Raw genomic sequence first — 16,495 nt, forward strand, 5'->3', positions numbered from 1 at the left:
TATGCGCCAGAAAGCCATTTTCTATCACGCCGGTTGCCCGGTCTGCGTCGATGCCGAGCAGCAGCTCGCCACCGCGCTGGATACATCGCGGTTCGATATTGAAATCGTCCATCTGGGCGAACAGAAGTTCCGTCTCAGCGAAGCCGAAGCGGCCGGGGTGAAATCCGTGCCGGCGCTGGTGCTGGGCGGCCTGCCGCTGCACGTCAACTTCGGCGCCGCGCTGGCCGATCTGCGCTGAGCCGGAAAAACCGTTCGCCCCCACCGACAGGAGAGCGGCGCCCGCATCGCAACGGTGCGGGCGCCCCAAACCATATGGACAACACCTACCATCCCCCCGCGCCCGCCTGGCAGGTGGACCGCTGGTTCAACACACCCTCGCCGCCGAGCCTGAAATCCCTGCGCGGCAAGGTGATCGTGCTCGAAGCCTTCCAGATGCTCTGCCCCGGCTGCGTTTCGCACGGCCTGCCGCAGGCGCTGCGCGTCCACACCGGCTTTCCACGCGATCAGGTCGCCGTGATCGGACTGCACACGGTGTTCGAGCATCGCGAGGTGATGACGCACGAGGCATTGCAGGCTTTCCTGCACGAATACCGCATCCCCTTCCCGGTCGGCGTGGACCGGCCCGCGCCGACCGGTCCGATTCCACAGACCATGCGCGCCTACGCCATGCAGGGCACGCCGACCCTCACCCTGATCGATCGCCTCGGCCGGGTCCGCATGCAGCATTTCGGCCAGGTCAGCGACCTGGTGCTGGGCGCGCAGATCGGCGGCCTGCTGGGCGAGCCCGGGGCGATCCCGATGGACGATGCGGAGGCTCCCGCCAGCGCCGGCTGTACCGACGAAGGCTGCGCCATCGATGACAACGCGCGGAAAGCCGAATGAAGAACGCGATCGTCATCCAGCACGTGGAATTCGAGGACGCCGGGCACCTGGCGCCGCTGCTGCAGGAACGCGGTTACCGCGTCACCACCTACCGGCCACCGGGCGACGAAGTGTGGTCGATCGATCCGCCGCACGTGGATCTGCTGATCATCCTGGGTGGACCGATGAGCGCCAACGATCATCGTCATGATCCGGCCATCGCCGACGAATTGCGGCTGGCATCGATCATCGCCGAGCGTGGGATTCCCCTGCTCGGCATCTGCCTGGGTGCGCAGATCATCGCCCTGGCGCTGGGCGGCACGGTCGCACCGATGCCGGCCCGCGAGATCGGCCTGGCGCCGATCAGGCTTACCCCGGCGGGCCTGCGGTCGCCGTTGCGGCACCTGCCAGCCGCGCAACCGGTGCTCCATTGGCACGGCGAAGCCATCACCCTGCCGCCCCAGGCCGAGCGGCTGGCGGAAACCGACGCCTGCGCGGTCCAGGCATTCCGGATCGGAACCCGCATCCTCGGCCTGCAGTTCCATCCGGAAGCGGAACTGCATCGCCTGCGCGAATGGACCGCAGGCCATGCCGGCGAAGTGCGGGATAGTGGAGTGGATGCCGATACGATGCTCGAGCTCGCCGGCCGGCACGACGACACCATGCGCGAGCGGAGCCGGCGGTTGTTCGGCGAATGGCTGGACGGCTTGCCCGCGTGAGCGGGTACCGGCGTACAGGCCGGATTCGCGCATCCTCCGCCCGGCCCGCATGATGCGTCGCCGGTCGTCCGGGTTCCTGGCGCCTGCTCGCCGTATCAGTTCGCCAACGCCTTGCAGTAGCGGTCGATGTAATCCTGGTGGGAAGGCATCGTGTCCACGCACGCGGCAAGCGTCCGTCGTACCCGTTCGACGAATCCCGCGAGATCGTCCTCGGGCATCTCGTCCACGATCGGATGGTAGCCGCGCGGGACGATGCGCTGGCCCAGCATCACCTGCACCCAGCTCGGCAGCGCGAAGAAATCCTCGCCGTTGCGGAAGTAGCGCCCGTCCAGGCGGAACAGATCGATCGTTTCGCGCAGGCTGTCCGGGATCGGCATCGTCCGGCAGTAATCCCAGAACGGACTGTCGTCGCGCTCGGTGGCGTTGTAGTGGAGGATCAGGAAATCCCGGATTCGCTCGTACTCGAAAATCGAGTCACGGTTGAAGCGTTCGATCAGCAAGGGATCGAACCGCCGATCCGGGAACAGGCCCAGCAGTCGTTGCAGGCCCGACTGGACCAGGTGGATGCTGGTGGATTCAAGCGGCTCCATGAATCCGCCGGCCAGGCCCAGCGCGACCACGTTGCGGTTCCAGAACTGCCTGCGCCGGCCGGTGGTGAAGCGCAGTGGCCGCGGTTCGATCAACGGGCGGCCATCGAGATTCGCCAGCAGGGTCGCGGCGGCCTCGTCGTCGCTCAGGTACTCGCTTGAATAGACGTAGCCGTTGCCGACGCGATGCTGCAGGGGGATGCGCCACTGCCAGCCCGCGGGCCGCGCGGTGGCCCGGGTATACGGCGTCAATGGCACGCGGCCTTCGCAGGTCACCGCCATCGCCCGGTTGCAGGGCAGCCAATGCGACCAGTCCTCGTAGCCGGTCTTCAACACCTGCTCGATCAGCAGGCCGCGAAACCCGGAGCAATCGATGAACAGATCGCCTTCGATGCGTTCGCCGCTCTCCATCACGACCGCCTCGATGAAACCATCCTCGGCGCGCTGGACCGCGTCGACGACCTTGCCTTCGATGCGCGTCACGCCCCTGCGCTCGGACAGGTTGCGCAGGTAACGCGCATACAGACCGGCGTCGAAGTGATAGCCGTAGGCGATGTCCTCCAGTGGGGAACCGGCCGGCGCGCCGTCCGGACTATTGGTGAACCGGCACAGGGGTGCGGCCACGGTCGGCAACGAATAGGCGCCGATCGCCGGCGCGCGGCCGGCCAGGAACAGTTTGAGCCAGAACTGGTGGAATGGCAGCGGTCCCAGCGAACGCCCCAGCGTGCCGAACCCGTGCACGTAGCTGTCGCCGATGCGCGCCCAGTCGTTGAACTGGATCCCCAGCTTGAAGGTGCCCTGGGTATGGGTGACGAAGTCGGCCTCCCTGATACCGAGCACATGCGCGTTGAAGTTCCGCATGTGCGGGACACTGGCCTCGCCCACCCCGATGATGCCGATCTCCTCGGACTCGATCAGGCGGACATCCGCGCCCTTGCCGATGAACGTGGCCAGGGTCGCCGCCGCCATCCAGCCGGAACTGCCACCGCCGACCACGACCACGCGCCGGATGCGGTTGTCTGTACTCATTCCTGCACTCCCCTCCCCGGAAACGCACCTGGCCCCGCCAGGAATTATCCCCCTCACCCTAAGGTGAGGGGGATGGATGGCATGACTCAGAACTTGTAGGTCAGTCCGAGGTACAGGATGCGGCCGGAGTAATTGTTGGAGTACGTGCGGGCTTCGGTGTCGTTGCCCAGATACTGCCGCTGCTCCGACTTGGTCGCGTTCAGGACCGAGCCCGTCACCGTCAGGTAGTCGGTGATGTTGTAGGCCGCGTTCAGATCCAGCTGATCGTAAGGTTCGCTGTAGATCGTGAAACCGTTGTTCAGGTTTCCGATGACCTCGCCGCGGCGATTGTAGGAAGCCCGGGCCAGGAACCTGTCGTTCTCGTAGAACATGGTCAGGTTCGCCTGGTTCTTGGCGCTGCCCGCCAGCGGCGACTCGCCGATGTTTTCGCCGTCGAGGACGATGGAAGCCAGGTTGGTATCGTTGTACGTGTAGTTGGCCTGGAAGCCGAAGCCCGAATCGAAGGTGTGCTGGGCGTACAGTTCCACGCCCTGCGATACCGCGTCGCGACCGTTGGCATCGGTGCTGTACCCCTGGATGGTCACCGTCTCCCCGCCCACCACGAGTTGCTGGTCCCGCACCACTTCGACGGTGAAGTTCTTGACGTTCTTCCGGAACAGGCCGGCGCCCAGCACCGAACCGGGCTTGTAGTACCACTCCAGCCCGACATCGAACTGGGTGGCCTCGAACGGCTGCAGATCCTTGTTGCTGCCGGAACCGTACCAGCCCGGATTGGTGGTACCGCCGGCGACGCGGCGATCGTTGCTGTATTCCTCGCTGTAGAACTGCAGGCCGCCGGGATAGGCGATGCTGGTATAGCCCGCGCGGGAAATCACCTTGGAAGCGGCGGCGCGCAGCACCAGGTTCTCGGCCAGGTCATAGGCGATGTTGAAGCTGGGCAGCACGTCGGTGTAGGTCTTCTCCAGCGACGCCAGCTCATAGGTCTTCTCGCGCACGTCGCGGCGCACGAAGCCGGACTCGCAGACGGTCCCCGCCGGTGGCGCGCCCGCGGGGCACGGCATCGGATTGCCATCCGGACCATCCACGAAGTAATCCATGAACCGTTCCGCCGAGTCCGTGGATTCGGCGCTCTGCTTGGTGCGCACCACGCGCAATCCGACATTGCCGCGCAGGCGTTCAGTGCGGAAGTTGGCCTGGAAGTAGCCCGAGTAGATCTTCTCGCCGACGTTGTAGATGAAATCCGGCTCTCGGCGATTCTGCATGCCGCCGTAGCGGCTGTTGAGATAGTTGATGTAGGCCGGGAAGTTGATGCCGGGAAACACATTGGCGTTGAAGCCGCCGGCGATGTTGCCAATCGGCTTGGAGTAGAAGAAACCCGGCTGGGCGATGCCCTTCTCCGGATCGTCGCAGCCGTTGCTCTGGTATCGCGCATCGTAGTTGTCCGGCGAGGCGCCCTGGCAGACCCAGTAGGTGTTGCCGGTATTGCGGTGCACCTTGCCGTCGCGATACTTCACGCCGAACTGGATCGAATCCATCCAGCCATTCTCGAACAGCCGGGTGAAGTCGGCCTGGAAGTAATTCTGCTCGAGCTCGGTTTCCATCCAGGACGAATCGGTCGAGCCGGTGTCGATCTCCGCCACGCCCGCCATCAGCATTTCCTGCAGGTTCGGCGAGAAGGTCGCCGACGGCGTTCCGGTCAGATCCCAGGCGCTGTAGGTATTGCCGGCCTGCCATACCCCGTCGACCTGGCGGCGCGGCTTGGCGGACATGCGGAAGTTCATCGACGGCCCCCCCTCGGACCAGGTCCGGCCGCCCTTGAAAGACGCCTTCCACAGCGTGCTGATATCCCATTCGATCGCCAGATCGGCGGTCTGCGACAGCGCCTTTTCGCGGCTGTAGCCGCCCGTCAGCTGCGGAGTCGGGATGGTGCAGTCGTCCGGCCCCCAGCCGCCGGGAGCCAGCCCCGCCGCGGCGGCTTCGCCTTCGCTGCAGTAGTAGGTCTTGCCGGGCAGCTTTTCGTACTCGGCGCCGGTCACGATGGTGCCGCTGCGATCGAAGGTCAGCCCGTTGAGCAGGCGGCCGCCCGGCCAATTGCCGTCGCCCGAATAGCGGGCCAGGTTCCATTCCGGGATCTTCAGCATGTTCAGGGTGTAGTCGCCCTGCAGTTCGAAGCGGAAATAGTTGGCGGTCAGGGTCAGGTTGTCGATCGGCTTGAACTGAAAGGTCAGCTGCGCGCCCTCGCGCTCGCGTTCTTCCTCGCGCACGGCGAAGTTGACCGAGGTCGGCATGAAGAAATTCGAGTAGTAGTCGCCACCCTGGTTGTAGAAACCGGACTGGCCCCACCAGTAATGGATGCCGTCCTGCGTCTGCGGCCGGCCGTTGACGTCGACCGCGGGCGACCCCTCGTAGTCGTCGCCGTACCACTGATAGTCCTCGGTGCTGACTTCCATGCTGCGATTGGTGCGCTTCTGCTTGGTCACGCCCACCAGCACGCCGAACCGGTCATCGTCGCTGTGCCAGGAGTACATGGCCGACAGCTGCGGATCGGTGGTCTTGCTGGTGTCCGAATAAGTGCCTTCGACGGTGGCGAAGCCCGAATTGCTTTCGAGATCCAGCGGGCGCCGGGTATGCAGGATCACCGTGCCGCCGATGCCGCCCTCGTCGATGCGCGCCTCGGGGGTCTTGAACAGTTCCGCGCTGGACAGCATGTTGGCCGGCAGCAGGGTGTAGTTGAACGAACGCGACGCTTCATCATTGGTTTCCGACGAGGCGACGTAGTTGCCATTCAACTGGGTCAGGGTGAGGTCCGAGGACAAGCCGCGCACGCTGACGGTTTTGCCCTCGCCGCCGCTGCGGCTGATGATCACGCCAGGCACGCGCTGCAGCGCGTCGGCCACGTTCTTGTCGGGGAACTTGCTGACGTCTTCGGCGGTGATGACTTCGACGACCGCGTTCGCGTTGCGCTTCTGTTCCAGGCTCTGCTCGATCGAGTAGCGGAAGCCGGTGACGGTCACCTTGTCGAGGTCGGTGGCGCTGGCGGGCGCGTCGGCTTTCTCCTGGGCGGGCGCCTGCTGGGCGAATGCGCCGCCGGGTAGCGCGGCGGTCAAGGCGATGGCGATCGCCGCGGATAGTGAATTCCTGGTGCGCTTGCGTGGAACCTGGTTCATTTCAATCACCCTCTCCTGGATTGAATAGCGGTTGCTGACGCGGAATTTTTGTATCGATCTAAATTTCTGTAGCGACTGACCTCGTTGCAAATGCGCGCACTCACTCCGTCGCCGGAATGCCGTATGCACTTCGATTACCCGCCGTTGTTCCCCAACAGTGACCGCTTCCTTATTTGGATCGATTCAAGCGGGTAGGCGCGAGATTAGTACCACAGGGTTTTGCCTGGCGCATGCTGCCTTGCAGCAAGCCTGGGCCCGCTCCCCGCCCTGCCTGCCATCGCCGCCAGCGGGACGATGGCGTTTCATCGCCCGGCTGGCGGCCAGGCCAACGGATGCAGCGAGGCGTGATCCACGGGGATGCCCGCCATCTCGCCGAAATCGCGGCCCTCCACCACACATCGCAACAGGCGAATCGCCGCACCGTGGGTCAGGACAAGGACGCGCCGTCCGTGTGATTCGGCGGCAATTTCGTCCAGCGCGGCGGACAGGCGTTCACGGAACGCTGCGAAGGGCTCCGCGCCCGGCGGGGGGAAACGCACCGGATCCGACCAGTACGCGTGCAGCGCGTCGGGCGAGGTCGTTTGCAGTGTTTCGATCGGCACACCCTGCCATTCGCCGAAGTAGTACTCGGCCAGTCGCGCATCCAGCCGCAGCGGCAACCCGCGCCGGGCCGCCAGCTCTGTCGCGAACGCCGCGCAGCGCCGCAGCGTGGAAGCCACGATCGCATCCCAGTGCCGACCGGCGACCGCCGCGCGCAGTTGCATCCAGCCCGTCGGCGAAAGCGCATCATCGAGTTGCCCGCGGTAGCTGATGCATCCGGTGTCGCCGTGCCGCATCAACTCGATGCGCGACCCGCCCGCGTCGTGGCTCACGGCAGGCTTCCCTTGAGTGCTAGCGGCAGGCCCGCCGCGACGAACACCACCCGTCCGCAACGCTCCGCCAGCGCCTGGTGCAATCGCCCGGCCTCGTCCACGAACCGGCGGCTCAGTTCGCCCATCGGCACCACGCCGGATCCGACTTCATTGCTGACCATCAGGATCTCGCCCGGCAAGCCGGGCAGCGTGTCCAGCAGTGCTTTACGCTCGCGTTCGAACGCCGTGCCTTCCGCGTCGATCAGCAGGTTGCTCAACCACAGGGTGAGGCAGTCCACCAGCAGGCAGCGATCCGCCGCCGCATGCCGGGCCAGGGTCGCGGCGAGTTCGATGGGCGTTTCCACGCAGGCCCAGTCCGTCGGACGCCGGGCGCGATGGTGGGCGATGCGTGCGGCCATTTCGTCATCGCCGATGCGCGCGGTGGCGACATAAGTGACCGGGTGCCCGGTGGCCCGTGCCCAGCGTTCGGCCAGCGCGCTCTTGCCGGATCGGGCACCGCCCAGGATGAGCGTGTGTCGTGGAGGGTTCATGCGTTCTCCTGTCCCAGCAGCCGGTGCAGCGCGGCGGTGTCCAGGTGCGCCTCCACCGCGTCGGCCAGGCGATCGATGGCGTTCTCGCGCAGTGCCTGCATGTCCACGGGGGCGGCCCGCTCCAGGCCCGCCCATCGCAACAGCGCGGCCAGCGCCGGTGGCGAATCGAACAGGCCATGCAGGTAAGTGCCGAGGATCTGGTCGTCGTCCGAACGCGCGCCATCGGCGCGCCCCTCCTCCAGCGTGATCGGCGCGAACGCCAGCGCGGCGCCGCGACTGACGCCGCAATGGATTTCATACCCGCTGACCGGCGCCGCATCGTCCGCCAGGATGAGCGTGCCGCGCACGTTCCGCAGTTGCTTGTCGGCTTCCAGGGTCGTCTCGATATCCAGCCAGCCCAGCCCCGCGCTGGAACCCGGCGCGCCCTCGATGCCATCGGGATCGTGGATGCGCCGGCCCAGCATCTGGAAGCCGCCACAGATGCCGATCACCTTGCCGCCGTAGCGCAGGTGCCGTGCCAGTGCCACCTCCCAACCCTGTTCGCGCAGCCAGGCAAGATCGGCGCGGGTGGACTTGCTGCCCGGCAGGACGATCAGGTCGCAGCGCGGCGGCGATTGCCCCGGGCCGACGAACCGGCAATCCACCTGCGGATGCGCACGCAGCGCGTCCAGATCGGTGTGGTTGCTGATGCGCGGCAGGGCCGGCACCGCCACCCGCAGGCGGGCTTCGGGCTTGTCGGCGACGGCGACGGGCAGCGCGTCCTCGGCTTCCAGATGCAGGCCCTGCAGGTAAGGCAGCACGCCGAGCACCGGCTTGCCGGTTTCGCGCTCCAGCCAGGCCAGTCCCGGTTCGAGCAGGGAAATGTCGCCGCGGAAACGGTTGATGACGAAACCCTTCACCCGCCGCCGTTCGCTTTCCGAAAGCAATGCAAGGGTGCCGACCAGATGCGCGAACACGCCGCCGCGATCGATGTCGGCCACCAGGATCACCGGGCAATCGACGGCTTCCGCATACCCCATGTTGGCGATGTCGTTGGCGCGCAGGTTGATTTCCGCCGGGCTGCCGGCGCCCTCCACCACCACTGCGTCGTAGCCGGCGCACAGCCGCGCATGCGAGGCGAGCACCGCATCCAGCGCCACCCGCTTGTAGTCGTGATATGCGCTGGCTCCCAGACGCGCGACCGCGCGTCCGTGCACGATGACCTGCGCACCGGTGTCGCTGTCGGGCTTGAGCAGCACAGGGTTGAAATCCGTATGCGGCGCCAGCCCGCACGCCTGCGCCTGTACCGCCTGCGCACGTCCGATTTCGCCCCCATCCACCGTGACCGCCGAGTTGAGTGCCATGTTCTGCGGCTTGAACGGCGCCACCCGCACGCCCTGGCGTTGCAGCCAGCGGCACAGCGCGGTGACCAGCGTGCTCTTGCCGGCATCGGACGTGCAGCCCTGCACCATCAGCACGCGCGCGTTCATGCGTTGGCTTCCGCGTGGATGCCGGCGAGTGCGTCGCGCAGGCGCAGGAACCCTGCCTCATCCGCCGGCAGGCCGAAGCGCAGGCTGGCCGGCGTATCGAACAACCGGGTCAGGATGCCGCGCCCCGCCAGCGCCTCGTGCAATGCGCGCGCATCGGCATGACGGCACCACTGGAACAGCGCGCATCCGCCGGCCGGTTCGAGCCCGGCCGCACGCAGGATTCCGGAAAGCCGCTCGCCGGCGGCCCGCAAGCGCGGACGTGCCGACGCCTGCCAGGCCTCGTCGGCCAGCGCCAGCCGCAGCGCATGGCGGCTGGGACCGCTCAACGTCCAGGGTCCCAGCCGTTCGCGCAATGCATCCAGCAGCAGGGGCGATGCGCAGACGAATCCCGCCCGCGCGCCGGCCATGCCGAAGAACTTGCCGACCGAGCGCAGCACGATCAGGCCTTCCCGCGCGGTCTCGGCGCACAGGCTGGCGTCTGGTTCGACATCGATGAAGGCTTCGTCGACCACCAGCCAGCCGCCACGCGCGGCCAGGCGCGCGTGCAGTTCGAGCAGCTGCGCGGAGCCGAAGCGCTCACCGCCGGGATTGTTGGGGTGAATCAGCACCACCACATCGAAGCGATGCGCCTGCGCCAGCAGTTCCCCGGCCGGCAGGGTCCTCACCTCGTGCCAGGCGCGCCGCCATGCATGCGCGTGCTCGGCGTAACCGGGCGCGATGACGCCCACCCGCGAGGACACCCGCAACTGCGGCAAGGCCTGGATTGCCGCCTGCGAACCGGCAACCGGTAGCAGATCCGGTGCGCCGTAGTAGGCACGCGCGGTTTCGATCAGGCCATCGTCATCCTCCGGCAGTCGGTGCCAGACCGATGCCGGCAGTTCCGGCACCGGCCACGGAAACGGGCTGACGCCGGTGGACAGGTCCAGCCATTCCGACGCCGGGATTCCGTATTGCCGCGCGGCGCGCAGCAGGCGTCCGCCATGTTCAAGCATGCAGCATCTCCCATCCGAGTCCGATGATCAGCGCGAACGCCAACCACAGCACCACGCCGCGGTTCACCAGTCGTCGCGCCGCCGCGATGCCGCCCCCGTCCGCGGCCCTGCCCTCACCCAGCGGCGGACGTGGCTGCCAGACACCGTGATACGGCGCCGGTCCGCCCAACCGGACTCCCAGCGCGCCCGCGCCCGCCGCCATCACCGGCCCGGCGTTGGGGCTCTTCCATTGCCTCGCCTGCGTCCGCCAGCAACGCAGCGCGCCGGTGGTCCGGCCCAGCAAGACATAGGTCAACGCGGTCAGCCGCGCGGGCAGCAGATTCAGCAGGTCGTCCAGCCGCGCGGCGGCCCAGCCGAAACGCAGATGGCGCGGGGTTCGATAACCCCACATCGCGTCGAGCGTGTTCGCCAGCCGATACAGCACCACGCCGGGCGCGCCGAGCACGGCAAACCAGAACAACGCACCGAACACCGCGTCGCTGCCGTTCTCCAGCACCGATTCGATGGCCGCCGCGGCCACCTGCGAAGCATCAAGTCCACCGGTGTCGCGGCTGACCATGCGCCCGACCGCCTGGCGCGCGGCATCCAGATCGGCGACCGCCAACGCATCCTCCACCGCGTGCGCGTGTTCGCCCAAGCTGCGCCGGCCGATGGCCAGGTACAGCATGACCGCCGCGAAGGCGGTCGCGAGCCATGGAAATTCCTGTCGCAACCAGACGTCCACGCCTGTGACCACGGCCACCGGCGGAAGCACCGCCACGCTCCACGCGAGCACGCCCGCGCCACGCGCATCGTGATGCAGGCGACGTTCGAGCCAGGTCGCCCAGCGGCCGAATCCCACCAGCGGATGCCAACGGCGGGGTTCGCCCAGCAAGGCGTCCAGGCCGACGCCGGCCAGCATCGCCAGTACCGGTGTCATGGCAGGAACAACCGCAGCGCGGCCCGTGGATTCGACGGGAAATAGAAGTGGACGAAACTGGCGGTGAGGCGGCGATCCCGATGGACCGTTTCCCGGCTGGGACCACCATTCGGGTTGCTGGCGACGGCGAGCGGAACGGAGGCCAACTCCGCGCGGGCATAGTGGAACGTGTGTCCGCGCAGCTCGCCTTCGGGCAGTTCGAGCGATTGCAGGCCCAGCGCCGCCAGTCGCGGCTGCATGACCGCTTCGCCCGCCATGAGTCCGGCCATCGCGGCACGCTCGCCGTCCTTGCCGGTCAGTGCCTCCAGGACGAACAGCATGCCGCCGCATTCGGCCAGCAGCGGCTTGCCGGCATCGCGGTGCGCGCGCAGCGCGGCGTGCAGTACATGCTGTTGCGACAGCGTCGCCAGATGCAGTTCCGGATAACCGCCGGGCAGCCAGACCGCGTCGCAGTCGGGCAAGGACTCGCCCGCCAGCGGCGAGAAGAAGCGCAGGTCGGCACCGGCCGTGCGCAGCAGATCCAGATTGGCCGGATACAGAAAGCAGAACGCCGCGTCGCGGGCGATCGCGATGCGCTGGCCACGCAGCAACGGCGGTACGGGTTCGATATCCACCGGCGCGAACGCCACCGGCGGCGGCAATGTCGTGGCCGCATGGAGGCCCCAGGCATCGGCCAGCGCATCCAGCCGCGCGTCGATGTCGCCGAGTTCACCGGCCGATACCAGACCGAGGTGACGCTCCGGCAACGCCAATTGCGCATCGCGCGGCAACGCGCCCAGCCAGTGCAGATCCGCCGGCAGGCTGCCGCGAAGCAGATCGGCGTGATGGGCGCTGCCGATGCGGTTGGCGGCCACGCCATGCACGGCCAGGCCTTCGCGATAGCGCGCCAGTCCCGTCGCCAGCGCGCCGAAGGTCTGCGCCATCGCCGAGCCGTCGATGACCGCCAGCACCGGCACGCCCAGCACCTGCGCCAGATCCGCGCTGGAAGGCGACCCGTCGAACAGGCCCATGACGCCTTCGATCAGGATCAGGTCGGCTTCGCCCGCTGCCGCGTGCAGGCGTGAGCGCACGTCGGCCTCGCCGGTCATCCATAGATCCAGTTGGTAGACCGGTGCTCCGCTGGCGCGTTCCAGCACCATCGGGTCCAGGAAATCCGGACCGGTCTTGAACACCCGCACACGACGGCCCTGGCGATTGTGCCAGCGGGCCAGCGCGGCGGTCACGCTGGTCTTGCCCTGCCCCGAGGCGGGCGCGGAAACCAGCAACGCGGGGCAACGGGAGGGTTCGGAATCCATGATCTACAGTTCGATGCCGTGCTGGGCCTTGATGCCCGCCTTGAACGCATGCTTGACCAGTCGCATCTCGGTGACCGTGTCGGCCGCGTCGATCAGCGCCTGCGGCGCGCCGCGTCCGGTGACGACCACGTGCTGGCGCGGCGGGCGCGCGGCCAGCGCCGCGAGTACCCGGTCCAGCGGCACGTAATCCTTGTTCAGGGCGATGTTGAGTTCGTCGAGCAGGACGAAATCATAGGCCGGATCCGACAGCATTCGCGCGGCCTCTTGCCAGGCCGCGCCGGCCGCGGCGATGTCGCGCTCGCGATCCTGGGTTTCCCAGGTGAAGCCTTCGCCCATCACCCGATAGTCGACGTCCTCGTCGAAGCGCCGGAAGAACGCTTCCTCGCCGGTGGAAAAGCTGCCCTTGATGAACTGCACGACCCCGCAATGGAAGCCGTGTCCCAGGCTGCGCGCCAGCATGCCGAAACCGGAGGAACTCTTGCCCTTGCCGTTGCCGGTGTTCACCACCAGCACGCCGCGATCGATGCTCGCGCGGGCGACCCGGCGATCGACCAGTTCCTTCTTGCGCTGTGCGCGTTCGCGATAGTGTTCCTCCTCGCTGAGGCCGCGGCGTTCCGAACAGCGGCTCATGCCGGACTGCCCTGGCGGGAAGCGGCGCGGGCGGCCAGCCAGCGCTGGCACGCGCGAACCAGGAAAGCGACACCCACGTAACCTGCCAGCGTGCCCAGGGCGCGCGGATAGTAATGCGGAATGCGGGCGAGGAAGCCGCCCAGGGTCGGTTCGGGATAGCGCCCCGAGAAAAAGTAGAAGCCGCCCTTGGACAACAGATAGGCCACGCTCGCCGTCACCACCAGCGTCAATGCCAGGCGGGGTACCGTGCCCACGCTGTCCCGGTGCAGCCCGCGGTAGGCATGGCCGCCCAGCCACAGCGCCGCATAGGCGAACGCCAATGCCCAGTAGGCGGGCGACAGGCACCAGTCGGTGATGGTGCCGTTGGCGAGGCTGCCGAAGTCCAGCAGCGACGACAGCACGAAGAACGCCGGCAGCGCCCACATCGGCCGCAGCAGCGCGCCGGCCAGGAAGAACACCGCCCACGATGCGCTGGGCAGCGCATCCACGCTGGCGAAGTGCTGGCCGCGGGTGGCGATCATTAGCAACGCCAGGGCAATGCCGGTGAGGATCTGCGCGCGCGCGGAGGCCAACGGCAGCGCGGGTTCGGATGCGGCGGACAAGGGTTTGGCGGACATCGCGGTTCTCCTGATCAGGTGCCGAGGGACGTGGGACGACGACGAGTGGCCAGCAACAGGCCGTGCATCAGCAATGCGCTGGCGACGTAGGTCAGCGTGGTCCGCACGAACAGCGGGCCCCACTGCCAGACCCGCGCCAGGTACTGCGGCCATTCCGGGTCCGGGTAGCGCCCGCCCAGCCAATAGAACGCGCCGTTGGAAATCAGGAACGACAGCGAGGCGCAGGCCAGCGCCACCAGCAGTGCACCGCACAGTCCGCGCCAGTCCTGCGCCATCCGCGGCGCGTAGGCGCGGCCGCCATACCAGAGCGCCGCGTAGGCCGGCAGCAGGAAGGCGTAGGCCGGCGTCACGCAGAAATCACTGACGCCGGCCAGTTCCACCGCCGCCCAGTCGATGCCCACCGCCAGCCCCAGCAAGCCCAGGAACGGCAGGTGTCCGCGCAGATACAGGCCACCCAGGAAGAAGATTGCCATCGATGCGTCCGGCAGATGCAGGACATCGCCGAAATGATGGTAACGGGTGGCGATCATCAGTACCGCGAAGGTGGCGAGCAGGCCGAGATGGAGAGGCCGTGACAGTGGTTTCATCTTGTGCTCCGGTCAGTGGGTGACGGGTTGGTAGCGGACAGTCAGCAGCCACGTCCGTCCCGGCTGGTTGTAGAGCGCGGCGGTTTCGTAGCGCTTGTCGAACACGTTGGAGGCCGCCAGTTGCAACTGCCATGCCGGCGCCAGCGTGTAGCCCAGGCGCAGATCGACCAGCCCGTAGCCGCCCAGGCGGGTGGTGTTGGCAAGATTGTCGTAGCGTTCGCCCACGCCGATCGCGCTGGCGCCCACGCTGAACGCGCCAAAGCGGCGATCGGCATCGATGCGGGCGCTGCTTCGCGCCCGTCGCGGCAGCAGGTTGTCGCGGTTGGGATTGTCGCCATCGTTGCGCGGATCCAGCCGGGTCAGGCTGGCGCGCAGATCCCAGTCCGCCAGCCGTACCGCGCCTTCGGCCTCGATGCCGCGGATGCGTGCGCGATCGATGTTGTTGGGGCCGCCGGAGTCTCCCAGCGAGGCATCGAACGCGATCATGTCGTCGATACGCGTCTCGTAGGCGTGCAGCGCCCAACGCGCACGCCCGTGATCGCCACGCAGGCTCAGCTCGACGCTGCGCGAGGTTTCCGGACCCAGTTCCGGATTGCCGTAGCCCGGGAAGTAGAGTTCGTTGAAGGTGGGCGCCTTGAAGCCGGTTCCGTAGCTGGCGCCCAGGCGCAGCTGTTCGGTGAAGTCCCAGCCCCATTGCAGGCTGCCCGTGGTCTCGCCGCCGAACTGGCTGTCGTCGTCGCGACGCGCGCTGGCCTGCAACGACTGCCGGCCGAACGCCTGCTGCCATTGGCCGAACACGCCGCGATTGATCCGGCGATCGCGCGCGTAGCGGGTATTGCTGTCCACCTCGTCGCCGGACCAGTCGTAGCCTAGCGTCAACAAGCCCGCGTCGCCCCCCAGGTCGGCCTGCAGCGAACCCAGCTTGCGGCGGGTGTCGAAGTGGGAGGAATACACGCCATCGAGGAAGTTCTCGCTCAGATCCGCACTGGCGCCCGCGCTGGCGGTGATGCGCAGCCGATCATTGGCCGCGTAGCGCACGCGCCCGCCGACGACCTGCTGGACCGTGTCGGCCTCGTTGTTGAGACTGCCGTCGTACTCGTTGCGGCCCTCGGCGCGGAACAACCGCAGCTCCGCGTCCCAGCGCTCGTCGAAGCGATAGCCGCCCTGCACGGTCAGCGAGGTATTGCGGTAACCGTCGTGATCCGGGTCGAAGTTGCGCGGGCCGCGATAGGCGTTGATGCCGTCGGTGTCCTGGTGCGCGGCCTGGATCGCGTACCAGCCACCCCGCTCCGCGTCGCCGCCGCGCCCGCCGATACCGGCGGACGCGCGCCGGGGCCGTTCGCTGCCGACGCTGGCGCTGAAGTTTGGCTGGAACGGCCCCTGCGGCCGGCGGGTGAAGATCTGGATCACCCCGCCCAACGCCTCGGATCCGTACAGGCTGGAAAATGGTCCGCGCACGATTTCGATGCGCTCGATCTGCTCGACGGGAATGTCCTGCAGCGATGCGCCGCCACTGGTGGCCGACCCCAGCTTGATACCGTCGACCAGCACCAGCACGTGATCGGATTCGGTGCCACGCAGGAACAGCGACGTGGACTTGCCCGGACCGCCGTTGTTGGCCAGCGACAGGCCCGCGCGGCCGGTCAGCAGATCCGGCAGCGAGGCCGGTTGCAGGCGCTCGATCTCCTCGCGATCAATCACAGTGACCGCGGCCAGGGTCTGGTCCTGGGTCCGCGCGGTGCGCGTCGCGGTGACGATCACGCCATCCAGATCGGTGGCCGGCGCTTCGGCGAAGGCCGGGGCGGTGAAGCAAAGGGAAGACGACAACGAAACCGCCAGGATCTGGCGGTGGAACGATGACTGCGGATGCACTGACACACTCCTGGACCGCGCCTGCCCGCGCGGAAGCGATGGAAAAGGACAGGCGGAAAGAGAGTGCTATGGCGACCGGGAACGAGCCGGCCTCCATGACATCGCCCACCGCATGTCACGCCGCTCAAAGGCCGGTCTCCGGGCTCGCGAGTGAAGCCGGGAATGATCCGTGCTTCCGGTCCGCGCCTTCCCATGCGTCAAGCACAGTGGCTGTTGCGGCACCTTGTCTCGCCTACCGTTGCGGGGGCAGCTCCGGAATTGCCGATCGTGCGAGCACGATCCGGCGCACCGGATTCCCGTTTCAACCGCCGGCCAGGCCGGCGGTCACCTCAGGCGGCGCGAGTATAGC

15 protein-coding genes and 1 riboswitch are annotated in these 16,495 nt (G+C 67.4%); of the genes, 3 read left to right on the plus strand and 12 right to left on the minus strand.

Features of this window, described 5'->3' with window-relative positions; all coding sequences use genetic code 11:
- Position 1 precedes the first annotated feature (1 nt).
- The 3 genes from FG323_RS02760 (at position 2) to FG323_RS02770 (ending at position 1,580) form a co-directional block, all read left to right on the plus strand.
- The gene (locus FG323_RS02760) at positions 2-238 is read left to right on the plus strand and encodes a thioredoxin family protein (RefSeq protein WP_141452919.1); all 237 of its coding nucleotides are present in this window, start codon (positions 2-4) and stop codon (positions 236-238) included.
- 74 nt (positions 239-312) lie between these two features.
- A complete protein-coding gene (locus FG323_RS02765; protein WP_141452920.1) occupies positions 313-882 on the plus strand; it encodes a redoxin domain-containing protein in 570 nt (189 codons plus the stop codon).
- On the plus strand, positions 879-1,580 hold the full coding sequence (locus tag FG323_RS02770) for a gamma-glutamyl-gamma-aminobutyrate hydrolase family protein (protein ID WP_141452921.1): 702 nt from the start codon (positions 879-881) through the stop codon (positions 1,578-1,580). The genes FG323_RS02765 and FG323_RS02770 overlap by 4 nt, the downstream gene beginning before the upstream one ends.
- Before the next feature lie 95 nt (positions 1,581-1,675).
- Here the strand turns inward: FG323_RS02770 and FG323_RS02775 are convergent, their stop codons facing one another.
- From FG323_RS02775 to btuB, 12 genes are all read right to left on the minus strand, one after another.
- Positions 1,676-3,196, minus strand: a complete 1,521-nt coding sequence (locus FG323_RS02775; RefSeq protein ID WP_141452922.1) for a tryptophan halogenase family protein — start codon at positions 3,194-3,196, stop codon at positions 1,676-1,678.
- 86 nt (positions 3,197-3,282) lie between these two features.
- Positions 3,283-6,363, minus strand: coding sequence for a TonB-dependent receptor (locus FG323_RS02780; protein ID WP_141452923.1), 3,081 nt, complete (start codon positions 6,361-6,363; stop codon positions 3,283-3,285).
- A 302-nt stretch (positions 6,364-6,665) separates the two neighbouring features.
- Complete coding sequence (locus tag FG323_RS02785) at positions 6,666-7,199, minus strand: histidine phosphatase family protein (protein WP_141453252.1); 534 nt, start codon at positions 7,197-7,199, stop codon at positions 6,666-6,668.
- A 32-nt stretch (positions 7,200-7,231) separates the two neighbouring features.
- Positions 7,232-7,765, minus strand: coding sequence for a bifunctional adenosylcobinamide kinase/adenosylcobinamide-phosphate guanylyltransferase (cobU, locus tag FG323_RS02790; RefSeq protein WP_141452924.1), 534 nt, complete (start codon positions 7,763-7,765; stop codon positions 7,232-7,234).
- Positions 7,762-9,234: a cobyric acid synthase gene (locus FG323_RS02795; RefSeq protein ID WP_141452925.1), complete on the minus strand. Its 1,473-nt coding sequence runs from the start codon at positions 9,232-9,234 to the stop codon at positions 7,762-7,764. The genes cobU and FG323_RS02795 overlap by 4 nt, the downstream gene beginning before the upstream one ends.
- Positions 9,231-10,226: a threonine-phosphate decarboxylase CobD gene (gene cobD, locus FG323_RS02800; protein ID WP_141452926.1), complete on the minus strand. Its 996-nt coding sequence runs from the start codon at positions 10,224-10,226 to the stop codon at positions 9,231-9,233. Before cobD ends, FG323_RS02795 begins: the two co-directional genes overlap by 4 nt.
- Positions 10,219-11,145 carry an adenosylcobinamide-phosphate synthase CbiB gene (gene cbiB, locus FG323_RS02805; protein WP_141452927.1) on the minus strand — a complete coding sequence of 309 codons (927 nt, stop codon included), beginning with the start codon at positions 11,143-11,145 and terminating at the stop codon, positions 10,219-10,221. The genes cobD and cbiB overlap by 8 nt, the downstream gene beginning before the upstream one ends.
- Complete coding sequence (locus tag FG323_RS02810) at positions 11,142-12,440, minus strand: cobyrinate a,c-diamide synthase (protein WP_141452928.1); 1,299 nt, start codon at positions 12,438-12,440, stop codon at positions 11,142-11,144. Before FG323_RS02810 ends, cbiB begins: the two co-directional genes overlap by 4 nt.
- A 3-nt stretch (positions 12,441-12,443) precedes the next feature.
- Positions 12,444-13,070 carry a cob(I)yrinic acid a,c-diamide adenosyltransferase gene (gene cobO, locus FG323_RS02815; protein ID WP_141452929.1) on the minus strand — a complete coding sequence of 209 codons (627 nt, stop codon included), beginning with the start codon at positions 13,068-13,070 and terminating at the stop codon, positions 12,444-12,446.
- Positions 13,067-13,687, minus strand: coding sequence for a hypothetical protein (locus FG323_RS02820; RefSeq protein WP_141452930.1), 621 nt, complete (start codon positions 13,685-13,687; stop codon positions 13,067-13,069). The genes cobO and FG323_RS02820 overlap by 4 nt, the downstream gene beginning before the upstream one ends.
- Positions 13,688-13,701: 14 nt before the next feature.
- Positions 13,702-14,274, minus strand: a complete 573-nt coding sequence (locus tag FG323_RS02825) for a hypothetical protein (protein ID WP_141452931.1) — start codon at positions 14,272-14,274, stop codon at positions 13,702-13,704.
- A gap of 12 nt (positions 14,275-14,286) precedes the next feature.
- On the minus strand, positions 14,287-16,152 hold the full coding sequence (gene btuB / locus FG323_RS02830; RefSeq protein WP_141452932.1) for a TonB-dependent vitamin B12 receptor: 1,866 nt from the start codon (positions 16,150-16,152) through the stop codon (positions 14,287-14,289).
- Positions 16,153-16,257: 105 nt separating this feature from the next.
- Positions 16,258-16,493: riboswitch (cobalamin riboswitch) on the minus strand.
- Between the last annotated feature and the right edge of the window lie 2 nt (positions 16,494-16,495).

Source organism: Pseudoxanthomonas sp. z9 (assembly GCF_006542425.1).
In the GTDB taxonomy this organism is placed as follows: domain Bacteria; phylum Pseudomonadota; class Gammaproteobacteria; order Xanthomonadales; family Xanthomonadaceae; genus Pseudoxanthomonas_A.